At 36.2% G+C, this 18965-nt stretch carries 14 protein-coding genes; 6 read left to right on the forward strand and 8 right to left on the reverse strand.

Going from position 1 to position 18965, the window contains the following annotated elements; genetic code table 11:
* Window positions 1-23: 23 nt before the first annotated feature.
* Window positions 24-944 carry a bifunctional riboflavin kinase/FAD synthetase gene (locus tag ATE49_RS13940; protein WP_065082672.1) on the reverse strand — a complete coding sequence of 307 codons (921 nt, stop codon included), beginning with the start codon at window positions 942-944 and terminating at the stop codon, window positions 24-26.
* Between the two features lie 102 nt (window positions 945-1046).
* Between ATE49_RS13940 and atpD the strand changes: the two genes are divergently transcribed.
* From atpD to ATE49_RS13960, 4 genes are all read left to right on the forward strand, one after another.
* Entirely contained in the window at window positions 1047-2555 is a 1509-nt protein-coding gene (atpD, locus tag ATE49_RS13945) for a F0F1 ATP synthase subunit beta (protein WP_065082673.1), read from the forward strand.
* A gap of 56 nt (window positions 2556-2611) precedes the next feature.
* Window positions 2612-2896: a F0F1 ATP synthase subunit epsilon gene (locus tag ATE49_RS13950; RefSeq protein ID WP_009090662.1), complete on the forward strand. Its 285-nt coding sequence runs from the start codon at window positions 2612-2614 to the stop codon at window positions 2894-2896.
* Window positions 2897-3065: 169 nt separating this feature from the next.
* Window positions 3066-5594: a DUF5686 family protein gene (locus tag ATE49_RS13955; RefSeq protein ID WP_233174319.1), complete on the forward strand. Its 2529-nt coding sequence runs from the start codon at window positions 3066-3068 to the stop codon at window positions 5592-5594.
* Window positions 5595-5760: 166 nt separating this feature from the next.
* Window positions 5761-7074, forward strand: a complete 1314-nt coding sequence (locus ATE49_RS13960; RefSeq protein WP_065082674.1) for a GDSL-type esterase/lipase family protein — start codon at window positions 5761-5763, stop codon at window positions 7072-7074.
* Window positions 7075-7189: 115 nt separating this feature from the next.
* Here ATE49_RS13960 and ATE49_RS13965 read toward each other — a convergent pair whose 3' ends face one another.
* The 7 genes from ATE49_RS13965 to ATE49_RS13995 all read right to left on the reverse strand — a co-directional run bounded on the left by ATE49_RS13965 (window position 7190) and on the right by ATE49_RS13995 (window position 14562).
* Complete coding sequence (locus ATE49_RS13965) at window positions 7190-7624, reverse strand: FKBP-type peptidyl-prolyl cis-trans isomerase (RefSeq protein WP_078764418.1); 435 nt, start codon at window positions 7622-7624, stop codon at window positions 7190-7192.
* 45 nt (window positions 7625-7669) lie between these two features.
* On the reverse strand, window positions 7670-9325 hold the full coding sequence (locus ATE49_RS13970) for an MBOAT family O-acyltransferase (protein WP_034870242.1): 1656 nt from the start codon (window positions 9323-9325) through the stop codon (window positions 7670-7672).
* 9 nt (window positions 9326-9334) lie between these two features.
* Window positions 9335-10666 carry an SGNH/GDSL hydrolase family protein gene (locus ATE49_RS13975; RefSeq protein ID WP_065082675.1) on the reverse strand — a complete coding sequence of 444 codons (1332 nt, stop codon included), beginning with the start codon at window positions 10664-10666 and terminating at the stop codon, window positions 9335-9337.
* Between the two features lie 82 nt (window positions 10667-10748).
* Window positions 10749-11210 carry a glucosaminidase domain-containing protein gene (locus ATE49_RS13980; protein ID WP_034870244.1) on the reverse strand — a complete coding sequence of 154 codons (462 nt, stop codon included), beginning with the start codon at window positions 11208-11210 and terminating at the stop codon, window positions 10749-10751.
* Window positions 11211-11284: 74 nt separating this feature from the next.
* Window positions 11285-12100, reverse strand: coding sequence for a hypothetical protein (locus ATE49_RS13985; protein WP_065082676.1), 816 nt, complete (start codon window positions 12098-12100; stop codon window positions 11285-11287).
* A 78-nt stretch (window positions 12101-12178) separates the two neighbouring features.
* Complete coding sequence (locus ATE49_RS13990; RefSeq protein WP_065082677.1) at window positions 12179-13450, reverse strand: aminotransferase class I/II-fold pyridoxal phosphate-dependent enzyme; 1272 nt, start codon at window positions 13448-13450, stop codon at window positions 12179-12181.
* Window positions 13451-13524: 74 nt separating this feature from the next.
* A complete protein-coding gene (locus tag ATE49_RS13995; protein WP_059156315.1) occupies window positions 13525-14562 on the reverse strand; it encodes a PLP-dependent cysteine synthase family protein in 1038 nt (345 codons plus the stop codon).
* 242 nt (window positions 14563-14804) lie between these two features.
* Between ATE49_RS13995 and ATE49_RS14000 the strand changes: the two genes are divergently transcribed.
* Together ATE49_RS14000 and ATE49_RS14005 are read left to right on the forward strand one after the other, a co-directional pair.
* Complete coding sequence (locus ATE49_RS14000; RefSeq protein WP_065082678.1) at window positions 14805-18290, forward strand: glycosyltransferase family 117 protein; 3486 nt, start codon at window positions 14805-14807, stop codon at window positions 18288-18290.
* An 87-nt stretch (window positions 18291-18377) separates the two neighbouring features.
* A complete protein-coding gene (locus ATE49_RS14005; RefSeq protein ID WP_065082679.1) occupies window positions 18378-18941 on the forward strand; it encodes a Crp/Fnr family transcriptional regulator in 564 nt (187 codons plus the stop codon).
* Window positions 18942-18965: the final 24 nt, after the last annotated feature.

Raw genomic sequence — 18965 nt, forward strand, 5'->3', positions numbered from 1 at the left:
AAACCCAGGTTTTCGCTTTTTTGTTATTTAAAGAAATCTATTGTTAGCTGTTTATCTTCATCCAGTCTTTCAATCAGTTTTTCAAGACTTTCAAACTTTATCTCATCATGAAGATAATCTCTGAAGTAGACGGTAATATTTTCTCCGTATATATCCTGATCAAAATCCAGGATATATACTTCAGTTGTTTTTTTAGTTCCGTTTACTGTAGGATTTGTACCGATGCTCAGCATTCCTTTGTGCATTTGTCCGTTAAGTTCTACATCTACGATATAGGCTCCGTTTTTAGGAAGCAGCTTTATAGGATCTACATCTATATTGGCGGTTGGGTAGCCAATTGTTCTTCCTATTTTTTTACCTGCTACGACTGTACCACTTACAGGGTAGTGGTAACCTAAAAATTCATTAGCTGTTATTATATCTCCTTCAGATAAAGCATTCCTTATTTTTGTTGAGCTTACTGCAAGTCCATTCACAAGAACAGCTTTGGTTTCTTCCACAACAAAATTGTTTTCAGAAGCCATTTTTTCGAGAAGCTCGAAATTTCCGCTTTTATTCTTTCCGAAATGATGATCGTAGCCAATTACAATATGCTTCATATGGAGTTTATCCAGCAGAATATGTTTTACAAAATCCTCTCCGGAAAGATTTCTGAAGTCATCATTGAATTCCTGAAGGAATGTTTTTTGAATTCCAAAACGTTCTAAAAGCTGTAGTTTTTCTTCCAGAGTATTGAGTAATTTTATTTCAACTTCTGGTTGCAAAACCTTTCGGGGATGCGGCCAAAAAGTGAGCAATGCACTCTCCAGCTGGTGGGTTTCACTATGCTTTTTTAGTTTTTTTATAATTTCCTGATGGCCTTTATGTACTCCGTCGAACATTCCCAACGACATTGTAAGTCCCATTGCATCGCTATATTCAGCTATATTTTTTACAATTTTCAAGGTGAAAAATTTTAGGCATTACAAATATGATAAAAATCTTTTTCACAGACAATGCAGATATGAGGAATATCACTATATTTGCACTCAAGAAAAAAATTAGAAATGGCAAACCAAATTCAGGGAAAAATTGCACAGATTATCGGACCGGTAATCGACGTGGTATTTCAGGAAGTAGAGGAACTACCAAACATTTATGACGCACTTGAAGTTGTCAGAGAAGGCCAGAAAGGTCTGATCTTAGAAGTTGAACAACACATCGGTGAGGATACAGTGAGATGTATCGCTATGGATGCAACAGACGGACTTCAAAGAGGACAATCTGTAATAGGACATGGAAGACAAATTACTATGCCTATTGGTGAAGAAGTAAATGGTAGATTGTTCAACGTGGTAGGAGATGCTATCGACGGACTTCAGGAATTATCTAAAGACAATGGTTTGCCAATCCACAGAGAAGCACCTAAATTCGATCAGTTATCAACTTCTGCTGAAGTACTATATACAGGTATCAAAGTAATCGACCTTATCGAGCCTTATGCAAAAGGTGGTAAAATTGGTTTGTTCGGTGGTGCTGGTGTAGGTAAAACAGTATTGATCCAGGAATTGATTAATAACATCGCTAAAGGACACGGTGGTCTTTCTGTATTCGCAGGAGTAGGTGAAAGAACAAGAGAAGGAAATGACCTTCTTCGTGAGATGTTAGAGTCTGGTATTATTAAATATGGTGACGAATTCATGCACTCTATGGAGAACGGTGGATGGGATCTTTCTAAAGTTGACAGCGAGTTGATGAAAGAATCTAAAGCTGCTTTCGTTTTCGGACAGATGAACGAGCCACCAGGTGCAAGAGCACGTGTAGCCCTTTCTGGTCTTACTTTAGCTGAATACTACCGTGATGGTGGTGAAAGCGGACATGGTAGAGACGTTCTTTTCTTCGTAGATAATATCTTCCGTTTTACACAGGCTGGTTCTGAGGTGTCTGCACTTCTTGGTCGTATGCCTTCAGCGGTAGGTTACCAACCAACTCTAGCTTCTGAGATGGGTGCGATGCAGGAGAGAATTACTTCAACTAAAAACGGATCTATTACATCTGTACAGGCGGTTTACGTACCTGCGGATGACTTAACTGACCCGGCTCCGGCTACAACATTTGCTCACTTAGATGCAACAACTGTATTGGATAGAAAAATTGCTTCATTAGGTATTTATCCGGCTGTAGATCCATTAGCATCTACTTCAAGAATCCTTGCTCCGGAAATTATTGGTGAAGAACACTATAACTGTGCTCAGAGAGTAAAAGAAATTCTTCAGAGATATAAAGCTCTTCAGGATATCATTGCTATCCTTGGTATGGAAGAACTTTCTGAAGAGGATAAATTATCAGTTTACCGTGCAAGAAAAGTACAGAGATTCTTATCTCAGCCTTTCCACGTTGCTGAGCAGTTTACAGGTATTCCAGGTGTGTTGGTAGACATCAAAAATACAATCAAAGGATTTAACATGATTATCGATGGTGAGTTAGATCACCTTCCGGAAGCAGCTTTCAACCTTAAAGGTTCTATCGAAGATGCTATCGAAGCCGGAGAGAAAATGTTAGCTGAGAACAAATAGTATTGCTAATTGCTGATAGCCCATAGCTATTAGCTGGTAGCCTAAAGCAATTAAAAATGATTATAAAAATATTAACCCCGGAATCTGTAGTGTTTGAAGGACAAGTAGATTCAGTTCTGGTACCAGGTATCAGTGGTGATTTCCACATCATGAAAAATCACGCATCAATTGTTTCTGCACTGAAGGAAGGTGATGTTAGAATTTTCTCAGCTGGAATTTCAGATAACTATGCTAAGAATTTTGAGACCGTAAGTGCTGACAAAGGTGAGTTTGCTTACAAAATCAAAAGCGGAGTAATAGAGTTTAATAACGACAACGGAATTATTCTTTGTGAATGTTAATTCCCTTGTTTAAGGATAAAAAAATCCCGGATCATCAGTGATTCGGGATTTTTTATTGTTATAAATAGTTAAATGGCACGCCCTTGGCTATAAACACAGGTATTCTTTTATATATTTGCAAAATTATTTTATAAAAGGAATGCTGGTTCTGACGATGTGAAATCTTATGATGAAAAAACTACTATTTTGTTCGTTAACCTGTGTGATGCTCGTGAAGGTAAACGGGCAGCTAAAACTAACAGGTAAAATAACGGACTCCAAATCTAGAAAACCGATTGCTGAAGCCCTGCTTAGTAATCAAAGCAATACTGCAAAAACAGACAGTAACGGACTTTTTGAGCTTGTTGTTCAGGATAGTATCGGTATGATTTCTGTAGAAAAGAAAGACTTTCTATTGCAGGATGTACCTTTTGATTTTCATAAAACATCCATACTGGATATTGCACTGATATCATCTGTGAAAACAGAACAGAAGAATATAGAAGGTGTTGTAATCAGTGGAAAGAAAAAGTATAAGAATAAAAAAGAAAATCCTGCCTACGCAATTCTTAATGAAGTATGGAAGCGCAAATACAGAAATGCTTTTGATTCGTATGATAATTATAAATACGATGAATACCAAAAGCTGGAAGCGTCTCTGAATAATCTTGACAGTACTTTTACCCAGAAAAAGATTTTCAAAGGAATGGAGTTCATGTTCAAAAATGTAGATACAGCTGCCGTTACCGGAAAAGCTTATGTACCGATTTACATGAACGAGCAAATCTCTACCTTTTATAAAAGAAACAAACCATCTTCATCCGAAAAGAAAGTATTGGTAGCTGAAAAAGCTTCAGGCTTTGAAGACTACCAGTTCATGGTTCAGACTATTCAGAACCTTTATAAAGATTTCAATATCTATGACAATACACTAAACTTTTTCGATAAAGGCTTTCCAAGTCCGCTTTCTACAGACGGATTTAGTGTATATGAGTATGAATTGATGCCGGATAATGTTGTAGACGGGGAACCTTGCTTTACTATAAAATACTATCCTAAAAATACAGCCGCACTTGCTTTCAGAGGCGTTATATTTATAGCAAAATCATCTTATGCTGTTAAAAAAGTATCGTTGAATTCTGCAAAGAATATGGACGTAAACTTTGTTCGTGGTGTAAATGCTGAATTAACCTATTATATTATCGATGAAAAGTCTTTCAGACCGGAGAAGTCACATATTATGATAGACATGTCCTTATTGAATAAAAAAGCCGATTCTAAAGGACTTTATGTAGACCGCACTATTTCTTATACAAACTTTGAAGTTAATAAACCTGAAATATCTGCTGAAGTAGATAAGAAAGTTGAAATTGGCAATCCTGAAGTTTATAAGAAAGACGATGCTTTCTGGCAGGCTAACCGCCAGGTTCCATTAACCAAAATGGATTCTGTGACCTATAATAATCTGGAAAAATTATGGCAGGTACCTAAATTTAAAACTGCTATAAAAGTAGCGGAAATGTTAGGCTCTGGTTTTTATAATGTAGGCAAAGCAATTGATATAGGTAATCTTTATTCTGTATACGGGCGTAATGATGTTGAAGGTCCACGTGTAAGATTGGGACTGAGAACTTTCTTCAGTCGTAATGATATGTGGAGACTGGAAGGTTATGGAGCATATGGATTTAAAGATCATAAATTCAAATATGGTATAGGCGGACGCTACATGTTTGATAAAAATAACCGTTTTACAATTGGTTATGGCTTCAAAAACGATATTCAGCAATTGGGTGTAGAAGCAATAGGGGATACCAACAGTAGTGTGGGAATGAGAAGATCATTTGCATCTTCATCTATTGCAAGTACCGGAAGCAATGTCTATCTGAGTAAGGTTGTAGAAAATAACCTCTATTTTTCGATAGAGCCTTTCCGTAATTTCCAGATTACGTTAGACGGAAGTTACAGAGAAATTACAGCCGCAGATCCGCAGCTATTTAAAATTAACTACATTAATAGAAACGGTATAGAAAAAAGTCAGGTAAATGATGCCAGAGCATCGTTAGTACTAACTTACCGTCCGGGAGCCAGATTCGCTGAATACGGGGTAGACAGAAATACAATAAAAACATTATCCCCGACATTTACTTTACGTTATACGAAAGGGATATCCGGATTTTTCAAGTCTGATTTCAACTACGATAAATTACAGTTCTCATACAGACACCCAATTCTTATTGGTAACATGGGACGATCAGACGTTAGTTTTGAAGCAGGTACCATCTTCGGATCTGTACCACTATCTTTAATGAATGTTCTTCCGGGGAACCAGTCTTACTTTAGTATTCCAAATACTTTTGCTCAGCTTAATTTCTATGAATTTGTAACAGATTCTTATTCTACATTATTCTGGGAACACCATTTTAACGGATGGATATTCAACAAAGTTCCATTACTGAAAAAGCTAAAACTTCGTGAAGTAGCTTTCTTTAGAGGTGCATGGGGTAGCCTGAAGCATGATAATGTAGTGATGAACAGATCCAACATTTTTTATACAGCCCCTAAAGATCATATTTATTATGAATATGGTTTCGGAATAGAGAATATTGGTTTCGGTAACTTCCGTATGTTCCGAATAGATTTTAACTGGAGAGGGAACTATCTGGACAGACCTGATGCACGTAAGTTTGGTGTGAAAATCGGAATGCAGTTCGGATTCTAAGATATAAAACGAAAATAATTTTGAGTATATAAACTCGCAGGCTTTCAAAACCTGCGAATTTTTTTATAGACAATGTTGTATTTGGGCATACATGATTTCTTATTGATTTTCCTATTTTTTCAGCCATAGTTCCTATCTTTAAGACTTCAAATTCTGAGAACACATTATGCATCAATATTTAAAAGCAATTTCTTTAGCCGCTTGTATTTCGTTATCTGCACAACAGATTGAAAATCCTGCCGGACTTTCCGGATTTGCACAAAAACTTAAAGCAAATAATAAAGTTACCAATATCTTATTTCTAGGAGATTCGCATATTCAGGCTGGATGGATTCCGGAAGTTTTGAGAGAAAAATTTACCGAAAAATATGGCTATGCCGGAAGAGGACTGGTATTCCCTTATGCAGTAGCCAATTCCAATGGTCCCTTGGATATTACATCAGTCTCTAATCAGGCATGGCAGACATTCCGCCTGGTGTATGATCAGGATGTTTTCAGTCAGATGGGAGCCTTGGGATTTGTTATGGGGAACAATAAAGATTCTTTTATAGAAATAGGCTTTAATAATCCTAATGATGCTTTCGATGAAGTAAGAATACTAAACGATAAGCAAATGGCAGGGGAGAGCTTTACTATTTATGAAACCAATGCTCCTCTTAATTCTTATATTGCTAAAAGAAAGAATATTGTATCATATACTGTTCAGCAGGGAGAAACTTTTCCGGAACTGGCTGCAAAATTTAACACAACAACTACAAGATTGGCCCAGCTAAATGGCAATGGAATTAAATTCCCACAGCCCGGGCAGGTCATAAAAGCGGAACAGGCAGAACCGGATTTTAACCCCGATTTTGAACAAAAGCTTACTATAGCAGGACAGGGGAAGTATGCGGAAGGAGAAACTGTTTTTAATTACCCTAAAGCAACAAGAAACTTTCTGATGCGTACGAATGCTACGAAAGGAAATATTTTATATGGCTTTCAGTTCCTGAAAAAAAATGCAGCTTCAGGTATTGTTTTCAATAGTGTAGGGGTGAATGGAGCTACTTATGCTGACTTTTTAAAATATCCGTTACAGCTGGAAGAGCTGAAACAGGTAAATCCGGATGTAGTTATGATTTCGCTGGGAACAAATGAATCTTTGAGTACTGTTACAAAAGAAGAATTTCAAAAGAGCGCTCAAGACCTGATACAGGCTTTCAGAAAAGATAATCCTACATTACCCATTCTTTTGATTTCTCCTACAGATAATAAACTGAAAGGAGACCGTATACAGGAAATTGTCTCATGGATAAAAGAAATAAGTATGCAGAATAATACTGCTTTTCTGAGTATGTACAATGCTACAGGAGGAAAAGGTTACTTTGTCAGATCATTAGCCAGAAAAGAAGCCAATGGAGATGGGGTTCATTTTCTGAAGCCTGGATATACCCAACAAGCAGAAATGATCTGGAAGGCGCTGAATGATGCCTTAAAATAAGTTAGAAATTAGAAGTACGGTCTATAGATATAAAAACAGCCTGTTTCAAAATGAAACAGGCTGTTTTTATATTTTAAATTCAGAAATGAAAATTTCGTATTTCTAATTTCGTATTTTATTTAATTCCTAAAAGCTCTACTTCGAAGATCAAAGTACTGTTAGGTCCTATTTCTTTTGAAATTTGCTCGTTTCCGTATGCTAAATGTGGTGGAATAACCAGTTTCCATTTGCTGCCAGTAGACATTAGTTGTAAAGCCTCAGTCCATCCTTCGATAACTCTGTTTAAAGGAAACGTAGCTGGCTTTTTTCTTTCTACAGAACTGTCGAAAACCTGACCAGTTATTGTTGTACCATGATAGTGGCAGATAACAGAATCTTTAACACCAGGCTTTTTTCCTTCAGAAGCTTCTAATATTTCATACTGAAGTCCGCTTTCCAAGGTTACAACACCTTCTTTTGCTCCAAATGCAGTCTGGAATTCCTGACCTTCCTTTAGGTTCTTCTCAGCTAAAGCTTTCTTCTTTTTCGATAATAAATCTGCTACGCCCATATTTTATTTTTTAGACTGCGAATTTAGTAAAAAACAATTAATCAATTAGAACTGCAGATAAATTGGCAATACCTGTTCAGATGACTTAAAGTAACCATATAGTATAAGGAAAGCAAAGAAAATAAGAATATAGTATGCTAAAGAAACTTTACCAACTTTATCTATTACTTTATCTGCATAGCCATCCGGTATAAAGTGGATACACATTGCCAGAGCTATCATCCATAATACTTCTTTATAATTGTCGTAGAAAGGTCCCCAAACCCCAGCATCGAAGTTGTAGAAGATCTGATGGATCATAGACATTGCAATATCGAAATTTTCAGCCTTAAAGAAGATCCAGCAGAAACATACAAAGTGGAAGGTTATAACAACCATAATGGCATTGTACCACTTAGAATTGTTAAATCCGGCAAAAGCTTTTCCGGTAAGCATCATCCATATTTTATGAATACCCAATGATACACCATGCATAGCACCCCAGATAATAAAGTTCCAGCTGGCACCATGCCAGAAGCCTCCTAGTAGCATTGTTGTCAGCAAGTTGAAATTGGCAGCAATCCCTTTTGGATTCTTATTAATCAGTGGCGGAAGAACAAAGATTAGCAATAAAATAGCTGAAACTCCACCAGCCCACATATAAGATAGATGGAACAGATTAACAGACATCAGGAAAGTACCTGCCAGGAATAATACAACAAAGATATAAGAACCTACAGTTGCATTTCTGTTACCTCCTAACGGGATATACAAATAATCTCTCAGCCATGAAGACAGGGAAATATGCCATCTTCTCCAGAATTCGGTAATACTCTTACTTTGATAAGGAGAAAGGAAGTTTGTCGGTATTTTAAAGCCTAACCACAATGCAACACCTATTGCAACATCACTATAACCACTAAAGTCACAGTAAATAACCATCGCATAGCCGTATACCGCAAAAAGGTTTTCTACACCGGCATGCAAGGATGGATTATCGAATATATAATTAACAAGGTTAAGCGTAATATAATCCGATATAACAAGCTTTTTTATCAGACCTGAAATAATAAGGTAAAATCCTTTTGCAAAATCCCTTTCTGAAATAACATAAGATTGGTTAATCTGCGGTACAAAGTCATGTGCCCGTACAATTGGCCCCATCACAAGTTTTGGGAAGAAAGAAAGGAATAATAAGTAATCTGAAAACTTAGTGGCAGGTTTAAACTCGCCACGGTATACATCCAGTGTATAACTAAGGTTTTCGAAAGTATAAAAAGAAATCCCTACAGGTAATAAAATATTCAGAGGGTTGAATCCTGTATGGAATAATTCGTTGGATACATTAATAAAGAAATTGGTATACTTAAAATAGAAAAGCATTCCAAGGTTGAAGACTATACTACAGATAAGTAATATGGTCTTTTTCTTCTTATCTGGTGTTTTGTATATCGCATTAGAGAGAACAAAGTCTACAATAGCAGACAGTATTACCAGTAATACAAAGGCTCCACTCGCTTTATAGAAAAAGTAAAGCGAGAAGAAACAAAACATATATCTTCTAGGTTTAGGATATTTTCTAAGAAAATAAAACAGAACAATAAATAAAAAGAAGAAATAAACGAAAAATCCATTGTTAAAGAGCAAAGGATTCTCTTTGTCATATAAAAACTGATGAAGGAAGGCTCCTAAATCGAAATCAGCCAGTAATTTCTCAAACATTTGTAGTGCTTATTTTTTCTTTAAATACTTTTTATAATCATTCTGGATAGCATGGTAGATTTTTTCTGCCAGTATATCAGCTCCTTTACCATTCGGATGGACATAATCTTTATTAGCCAACGGAGGTGTTTCATTTGCCCATTTTACAATAGAATTGGTTCCACCCATAGATTCAAACTGGTTGTAGAATGTAAATCCGTTTTCAATAGCTAATTGTGCCTGTGTCTCCAATAGGTTAGGCAATCCTTTTGCTGTTTTATAAGCACCGTCATATCGGAAAGCTCTGTCCGCAGAACTTACAACAAGGAAATCGGCATCGGAAAAACCATTTTTTAATTTAGCCAGAACCGGCTTCATTAATTTAGCATAGTAGCTATAATCAGTATCATTAGGACGGAAAAGAAGATTCACCCCGTACTGAAGTACAATAAGGTCGTAGTGATTATTTTCCTGGATTGCTTTAATAAAGTCTTCATCCAATTTGTTCAGCTCCACACCGGTAATACCTCTGAAAGAGAAGTTATCTACAAAGATACCTTTCTGGCTTTCGAAGCTTACACCATATATAGGTGTGGATCCCGCATTACCTTTTAGTTTTATCTGGTGGGAAGAATCGGTAACAGATTCTCTATTTACACTTGCGTTTCCACCAAGGCTAAGCTCTGTACCATTTACAGACACACTTCCGCCTCCTCTTCCGTAAATAACAGATTTGGTAATCGGTGTAGCTAAAGAATCATTTTTAATAGTATTGTCGGTATAAGAACCAGAACCATCTCCGGTAAAATAATGCCCGGAGAGGTACATATTGGTAGCTCCTTTGGTCTTAAAGCTGGTATCATTCCATCCGGATGCAGAAGTGGTTGCAGTTTGCCTGAACCCTGCCACATTAGAAGAAATAGGAAGATAACCTACGCCATAACCTCCGTATTCCTGTTGTAAAAGTTTACGTAATGTTTGGGTAAGTAAGTCACCTTCGATCATACTATCTCCAAAATAAGCAATTCGGATTTTTACATTTTCACCCTTTTTCAGCCTGTTCAGCTTTTCCATAAATTTAGGAAGCGAACTATGCTCACCCTTATTAAAATTGGTGATAAATTCAGGTTTTTTGTAAAGATCAAAATCCTGCTCTGTAGTTTCCTTTACATTTATTTTTGGCTGCGAAGCTAAAGAATCAGCTTTTTGTTTTTCCTTATTAGGGAAAACATCAGCAATTAAATTAATGCGGTCGAATGGTTCCCAGCTAAGGCTGAAAACCTTGAAGATTATGGAAACTAGTAGATAAATGAAAAAACATGCAGAGACTAACGCGAGTACTCTTTTATTTTGATTTTTCAAAGAATGTGTTTTTAAATTATTAAATAGTACCTAGCAAACAGATGCCAAATATAAAAATAATTTTACACAAAACAGAGACATATTAGTCTGAAAGTCCGAATTTGTTGATGATTGAGTTGATCCGTTGTTTCCAGGTTTCTGGCTGAGTGGAGTATCCTGCGGATGCGATCGCTTTGACCCAAGCGTTGTGATTGTCTGTCCCTTTTAGTTGGGAGTAGTATTTTTTTCTGGAAAGAAGTTCGCAGAATGCTCTGTAACTTTCTTTTACTGAATTGAAGCTTTTGTACTTAGAACTGTTTACTGTGTTTTTGCCTACAATCCCGAAGTGGTTATTTAAAGCTTTGCTGTTTTTACTTGTTCCGCCTCCCGATTCTACGAAGGCTACTGCTAAAATAATCGAACTGGGTATACCATATTCTTTTGAAAGTGTCGCTGCCATGTCTTTATTCTCTTTTATGTAAGAATTCTGCGCTTTGGCATTGAATGAAATGAAAGTTAATACTAAACTTATGACGACTACTTTAATATTAATAAAATGTTTCATAAATATTAAATTTGAGTGCGAAGGTAGTTTTTCAAGTCTCCGGTCTCAAATTTTTAAGAAATTTTAACATTTTTTCAGGGTTCTTTGTACTCTATTTTCTTTTTTTTGTTAAAAATTTTAACATTTATTTTGTTATGCGGTACATTCAATTCGATAAATGATTGATTATCAAGGCATTTTCGATCTGAGCATCCTGACGTTTTGTACACACCCGGCTCTGCTTGGACGATTGGAGTCTCTTCTCTGAAATTTTTTATGAAGTCAGGATAAGCATCTTTTAATAATTTTTCTAGCCTGTTTTTTATAATTGGGTGATTAAAAAATCCGGCTTCTTTTGGGTACTCATTTTCAAAGTTTTTCAAGAAAAATAGCTCCGGCTTTTTTCCATTTCCAGGTACAGCTGTAAGAATATGTGTGTAGATCTTGGGTAAATGATTTCCTTTGATTCCCAGATTAGAAATAATACTTTTTACATCAGTATCATAATTAATCTTCATTTTTTCTCCGTTGAAGTTTAAATACAGATCATCTTTCTGATGCTCATATTCAAACGGTACTACAAGTACATATCCATTATAAGTTCCTTTGGAAGTTACTGAGTAATAAGCGATTCCGTTTTTGTCATATGCCGAAAAATTAACCTCATAATTCTTGGATCTGTTCAGTTTAGTGATATTGATCTCATGCTGAATATTGAGGTCGTTTTTAGCTACAAACTTTCCGGTAATGATCTGGTCATTAATGCCGTGCACCACATTGTTTCTCAGGAAATCCGCTTCCTGAGGGGCTGTCTTACAGGCAGTGAAAGTTGTACATAAGATAAATGAAAAAGCTATATAGGTAACTTTTCTCATCATTGAGATATATACTGCAATAATAGCATTTTTCATCGAAATAATAATAGTTTTAAGGCATGAAAAAAGCTGAAAGTATACTTTCAGCTTTTTATATTGAATTATAGCTTACTATTAAATAGGCTTGAAACTTAGTCCCTGTTCTTGTAAAAGCTTCTGTTCCTGCTCTTTATAGTGTCCACTAACCAATTTGTCGTGGATAGCTTCAAAAGCAGCAAGAGTTTCGTTGATTTCAGCGTCTGTATGAGATGCGGTAGGAATAAGTCTTAAAAGGATCATTCCTTTAGGAATTACCGGATATACAACCACAGAAGTAAATATACGGTAGTTCTCTCTAAGATCTTTAACCAATAGGGTAGCCTCTACAGGAGTTCCCTGCATCATAACAGGTGTTACACATGTATTGGTATCACCAATGTTAAAACCTCTGTCCTTTAATCCCTTTTGTAATTTATTTACATTTTCCCAAAGCTTAGCTTTTATCTCTGGTCTGGTTCTCAGTAGTTCCAATCTTTTTAACCCTCCAAGTACCATAGGCATTGTAAGAGATTTCGCAAAGATCTGTGAACGAAGATTAAACTTAAGGTAACGGATGATTTCTTTATCCCCCGCTAAGAATGCACCAAAACCAGCCATAGACTTAGCAAAAGTAGAGAAGTATACATCAATCTGATCTTGACATCCCTGTTCTTCACCTGCTCCGGCACCAGTTTTACCTAAAGTACCAAAACCATGAGCATCATCTACTAATAAGCGGAAGTTGTATTTAGATTTTAATTCGCAGATCTCTTTAATCTTTCCCTGCTGTCCTCTCATACCAAAAACCCCCTCAGTAATTACTAAAATACCACCATTGTTTTCCTGTGCTACTTTAGTTGCTCTTTGAAGATTCTTTTCAAGACTTTCCATATCATTGTGCTTGTATGTAAATCTCTTACCAGAATGTAGTCTTACTCCGTCTACAATACAAGCATGAGAATCCATATCATATACAATAACATCATTTCTGTTTACCAGGGCATCTATAGTAGAAACCATTCCCTGATATCCGAAATTCAATAGATATGCGCTTTCTTTTTGAACGAATTCAGCCAGTTCTTTTTCCAGCTGAAGGTGCTGGTCGGTTTCTCCGGACATTGCTCTTGCACCCATAGGATAGAACATTCCATACTCTGCAGCAGCTTTTGCATCAGCTTCTTTTACTTCCGGATGATTACATAATCCTAAATAATCATTAGCACTCCAAAAGATAACCTCTTTTCCCTGGAACTGCATTCTCGGGCCAATAGGTCCTTCTAGTCTTGGGAAAATAAAGTAACCTTCTCCATAATCGGCGAATTGCCCTAATGGACCTGGATTTTGCTTGATTCTTTCAAAAATATCCATTTAATTGTGGTTTTTTATTAAAAAGTCTCCCGATGGAATATCGGGAGAATAGTTATATTAAATTATTACAATAATTATTTGATGTATTCTGTTTTGAAAACCTCTTCGTAGTTGTGCACACAGTTACGGTTAAATCCCTGAGACTCCATCCATCCGTCGTTATATACCTTAGTAATATAACGGGAACCGTGATCCGGGAATATAAGTACAACAAGGTCATCTTTAGAAAATTCATGGGTTTCTGCATATTGTTTCAGAGCCTGAACAACAGCACCTGTAGTATAACCACCCATAATTCCTTCTTTTAAAGCAATATCTCTTGTGGCATATGCTGAATTTTCATCATTTACACGAACAAATTCATCTACCTGATCAAATAATAAAGCCCCGGGAATAAGATTTTTTCCTAAACCTTCTATCTGATAAGAGTGAATTTCATTTTTGTCGATTTCTCCGGTTTCATGGTAAGTCTTCAGAATAGAACCATCTGCATCTACACCAATTACTTTAATATCAGAATTCTTTTCCTTTAAGAATTTTGCAGATCCGGACAAAGTTCCTCCGGTACCACAGCATGCAAAAATGTGAGTTATTTTTCCCTCCGTCTGTTCCCATATTTCAGGACCTGTGTTCTGATAGTGAGCTTCGATGTTTAATTCATTGAAGTATTGGTTAATATAGATTGAGTTTGGAGTTTCCGAAGCGACTTTTTTTGCTACTTCATAATAAGACCTTGGGTCATCTGCCGGTACACTGGCAGGGCAAACATATACTGTAGCTCCCAAAGCTTTTAAGTATGCAATTTTTTCTGGTTTAGTTTTGTCACTAACAGCAAGTATACACTTGTAACCTTTTATAATACTAACCATTGCGATTGAAAAGCCTGTATTTCCCGAAGTGGTTTCTACAATTGTAGCACCTGGCTTTAGGATACCCTTTTTCTCCGCGGCCTCTATAATATGGATCGCAATCCTATCTTTTGTTGAGTGTCCGGGATTATAAGATTCTAGTTTAGCATATACTGTAGCCGGAATGTCGTTCGTTACCCGGTTTAACCTAACCATGGGAGTGTTCCCGATTAAACCAAGAATGTTATCGAATACATTAGTCATTATATATCATTTTTCTCTAATAAAGAACTATCTGCAAAAATATAAAAATATTTGGTTTCAATATGTCAAAATTATGCCAAAATCTACGATTTAAAATCCTGAGATTAAAAAAAACTTAAAAAGCATTAATTTATAGTGATTTATAGAAAGCCTAATTCTTGTCATGTTTTGCCTGAAATGAAAAAAAACTATTAAAAGTATTTTAAAAACCTTAATTTCGCAACACAATTTAAAATTTTAGCATGAAGGAATGGACATTTAGGAAATGGAATACCTTTTTAGGATGGGGAATTTTTGTGGTCGCCGCAATTACTTACCTGTCTACAATTGAGCCGAATCTCAGTTTTTGGGATTGTGGAGAATACATATCTTCTGCGGTAAAACTGCAGGTAACACACGCTCCGGGGGCGGCTCTTTTCCAGTTGATAGGCGCAGTTGTAGCAATGTTTGCATTTGGAGACGGACATCATTACGGAACAGTTATTAATGCTATGTCGGCTTTATGCAGTGCCTTCACTATATTATTTTTATTTTGGACGATTACGCATCTGGTAAGAAGAATTCTGAATAAAGAGATGGATGAACTTACAGGTAATCAAACTGTAGGTGTTCTTTTTTCTGGAGTTATAGGAGCTTTGGCTTTTACATTCAGTGATACATTCTGGTTCTCCGCAGTAGAAGGAGAGGTGTATGCCATGTCCAGTATGTTTATTGCTTTACTTTTATGGTTGATCTGTAAATGGGAAAACGAATTTAATGAAAGCGATAACGAAAGATGGATCATTCTTATCTTCTTTGTAACAGGACTTTCTGTTGGTGTACACATGATGTGTATGCTGGCTGTTCCTGCAATATGTCTTATCTATTATTCAAGAAAATATACTTTTACCTGGAAAAGTTTTATCATAGCTAATGTGGTGACACTTGTTATTTTAGGATTAGTATTCAAAGGAGTATTTCCTTTTATAATGACCATGTTTGCGAAAAGTGAAATAACTTTCGTTAATGGTTTTGGTTTACCATTTAATTCAGGGACAATATTTGCTTTCCTGGTGTTGGCAGGACTTTCTTATCTGGCAATAAGCTATGCAAGAAAGAAGAAAAACAGTATCTTCCAGACGATTGCTCTAAGCCTTGTTTATATGATTATTGGTTTCTCTTGCTGGATGGTTATTCCTATCCGTGCAATGGCTAACCCGGCAATTAACCTAAATGATCCAGACAATGCTATCGGTATGTTGGATTATTATAACCGTGTACAGTATGGTGACTGGCCAACGTCTTATGGTGAGAATTATACAGCTTACCTGGATTATAATGGAATGGAGAAGAATGAAGACGGAAGTTATAAAACAAAGAAAACAGGTGATATTTACGAGAAAGATGATAAAACCGGACGTTATGTTTTAGTTGGACAGAGAGATAACATCGTTTTCAATAAAAACCATGTAGGTTTCTTCCCAAGAATGTTCAATAGTGATAAAGATGTAATGTCTAATTATATCTCCATGTACGGAGCGCCAGACTTTACATTTAATTATAGCAATCCTGATGTTTCCGACGATCCTCAGGCTCATAAAATATTTGATGAACTAAAAAAGAAGTATAACGACGGATCTATAAAGGTAGATGACTATATGCAGGTGAAAAATTACAACCTGATCAACATTCAAAAGCCTTCTTTCAGTCAGAATTTTGATTATTTCATTAGCTTCCAGAATGGTTACTATTTTGTAAGATACCTGATGTGGAATTTTGTCGGAAGACAGAATGATCTGCAGGGGCAGATGGAAAATACAAACGGAAACTGGATCAGTGGTATTTCATTTATTGATAATGCAATGCATGGTGACCAGAGCAAAATGCCTGCTTATTATAAAAACGAATCTACTGTAGTATTCTTTTTCCTTCCGCTTCTTTTAGGTTTAGTAGGGTTCTTCTTCCAGCTAAACAAAGATTTTGGACGTTTTTATGCAATCCTTTCTCTATTTGTTATTACGAGTATAGGTATTGTTTACTATACAGGTGTGAAACCTTTTGAACCACGTGAGCGTGACTATGCAATGGTAGGTTCATTCTATGCTTTTGCAATCTGGATCGGATTAGGAGCTGCGGCAGTTTTCTATTTCCTGGATCAGAAAGTAAAGAATAGTAAAGCTAACTGGGTTGCAGGTATTATCCTTTTAGGAATTCCGTTTATGATGGGCTTCCAGAATTACAGAGTACACGACAGAAGCCATAAATATGCCGCTTATGACTATGCATATTCATTCCTGAAATCTTTGCCAAAAGAAACGATTATGATTTCTTATGGAGATAATGATACGTATCCTGTATGGGGAATTCAGCAGACAGAAGGATTCAGAAATGATGTGAGAGTTGCCCACCAGGCTCTTCTTACAACGCCATGGTTTATCGATCAGATGATGCGTAAGGTGGATAATTCTAATCCTATACCATTATCTATGTCTCATGAAAATTATAAAGAGGGCGTAAATGATCAGGTATATGTAATGTCCAAAGAAGACTGGAATGCTATTTATAAAAACCTTGAATCTCAGGGAGCTCCGGGTACTGTATTGTCATCATTCAGAAAATACCTTGTACAGGATTCCATGACGATGAAGGACGCGGTTAACTTCCTGAAAATGAAATCTGAAGATAAAGACACGGTATTGAAATTTATTTTTGGTGATGATAAATATGAAAAACTAAATTTCCTTCCAGTTGGTAAATTTGTTCTTCCTGTTAATGTAAACAATGCTGTAAAAGCAGGAATTATTAAACCTCAGGAAGCTAGATTGGCAGTAGATCATATCACAATAGATTATGCAAAATCTTCTATTATGAAGAATAATGTATTCTTATTAGACCTATTAGCTACATTTGATTGGAAACGTCCGATTAGCTTCTCTGCCGGAGGGGTATATGATGCTTCAAATATTTTCTTCCTGGGTGATTATTTACAGTTCGACGGATTCTCTTATCGTTTGGTTCCAATTAAAACGGAAACCAATAACAGAGGGGATATGGGAAGAGTAGATGCAGATGACCTTTATAACGTAGTGAAAAGCTACAAGTGGGGGAACTTTAAAGATTTGTATAACCACTATGACGAAACTGCTACCCAGAATATCATCAGTTACAGAATGAGTGCTTCTCGTGCAGCTCAGGAATTAGTAGCAAAAGGTGATAAGAAGAGAGCTTTAGAATTATTAGATCTTGCTTCGGCAGAAATTCCGGTAGCTAAATATAATGATCCACGTTCTTTAGCTGAGATAGTTTACGGTTATATTGTTGCCGGTCAGGAACAGAAAGGTCTTAAACTGGCGGAAGAACTGAAAAAGAATATCTTTAAAGAATACGATTATTTCAGTAGCCTGGATCCGTCACAGCAGAAATTTGTGAGAAAGCAGCTGTCTTTACAGCCATATCTGTATTCTGTTGTTGTAAGTACAGTAAGTGATGCTTACGAAGAAATGGGACAGAAAGATAAAGCTTACCAGTATATTGTAAATTCAATTACACCTGTAGATAAGAGATTCTCAGACTTTGTTAAAGGGCTTCAGGCTATGGGTAAAGAAAAGGCGTACAAAGAATCTGAAAATGTACAGAAGATTACACCTTTCTACGAATACCTGTTCAATGTAATGAAGCCATATGATTCAACTTACTCTAAAGAGAAAATGGATCAGATCACAAGTCAGGTGATTAATGCAACGCAATAAAAAAATAGAATATTCAAATAATAAAAACTACCACATTGTGGTAGTTTTTATTATTTTTAATGATATAAAAGTCCAAAAATATACTGAATGACTTTAAACGAAATTCTGGATCAGATATGGGTAATGCCGGAAGATTCCAGAGAAGAGCTTCAAAAACATATTCATGAAGTTAGCTTTCCGAAAGGTTATAATCTGATGGGGATAGACAAGGTAGAAACCTCTGTTTACTTCGTTAAAAAAGGAATTGTCCGGGCTTATGTGTTGCAGGACGGCAATGAAATTACCTTTTGGTTTGGAAAAGAAGGAAACACCGTGATTTCTATGCGGAGTTATGTTGAAAATAAACCAGGTTATGAGAATATTGAACTTCTGGAGGCCTGTGAGCTATATGAGCTAAAAATAGACAGTTTAAGAAAGCTTTATCAGCAAGACATTCATATCGCCAATTGGGGACGAAGACTTGCAGAACAAGAGCTTATAAAGACAGAGGAAAGGCTTATATCCAGACAAGTTCGGGCGGCTGGTGAACGTTATAAAGATCTGATGAAACAACATCCGGAATTTTTGCAGAGAATACAGCTGGGATATATAGCTTCTTACTTAGGAATTACACAGGTAAGTCTTAGCCGGATTCGGGCAGAGATCAGATGATTTTTTATCATATGTAAATTTTTT

The organism is Elizabethkingia miricola, from assembly GCF_001675285.1.
GTDB lineage: Bacteria > Bacteroidota > Bacteroidia > Flavobacteriales > Weeksellaceae > Elizabethkingia > Elizabethkingia miricola.

Coding starts and splice junctions, on each gene's coding strand:
- ATE49_RS13960 (WP_065082674.1), top strand. CDS start 5,761: ATGCATCAATATTTAAAAGCAATTTCTTTAGCCGCTTGTATTTCGTTA.
- ATE49_RS13995 (WP_059156315.1), bottom strand. CDS start 14,562: ATGACTAATGTATTCGATAACATTCTTGGTTTAATCGGGAACACTCCC.
- ATE49_RS14005 (WP_065082679.1), top strand. CDS start 18,378: ATGACTTTAAACGAAATTCTGGATCAGATATGGGTAATGCCGGAAGAT.
- ATE49_RS13970 (WP_034870242.1), bottom strand. CDS start 9,325: ATGTTTGAGAAATTACTGGCTGATTTCGATTTAGGAGCCTTCCTTCAT.
- ATE49_RS13965 (WP_078764418.1), bottom strand. CDS start 7,624: ATGGGCGTAGCAGATTTATTATCGAAAAAGAAGAAAGCTTTAGCTGAG.
- ATE49_RS13985 (WP_065082676.1), bottom strand. CDS start 12,100: ATGAAAAATGCTATTATTGCAGTATATATCTCAATGATGAGAAAAGTT.
- ATE49_RS13950 (WP_009090662.1), top strand. CDS start 2,612: ATGATTATAAAAATATTAACCCCGGAATCTGTAGTGTTTGAAGGACAA.
- ATE49_RS14000 (WP_065082678.1), top strand. CDS start 14,805: ATGAAGGAATGGACATTTAGGAAATGGAATACCTTTTTAGGATGGGGA.
- ATE49_RS13990 (WP_065082677.1), bottom strand. CDS start 13,450: ATGGATATTTTTGAAAGAATCAAGCAAAATCCAGGTCCATTAGGGCAA.
- atpD (WP_065082673.1), top strand. CDS start 1,047: ATGGCAAACCAAATTCAGGGAAAAATTGCACAGATTATCGGACCGGTA.
- ATE49_RS13980 (WP_034870244.1), bottom strand. CDS start 11,210: ATGAAACATTTTATTAATATTAAAGTAGTCGTCATAAGTTTAGTATTA.
- ATE49_RS13955 (WP_233174319.1), top strand. CDS start 3,066: ATGAAAAAACTACTATTTTGTTCGTTAACCTGTGTGATGCTCGTGAAG.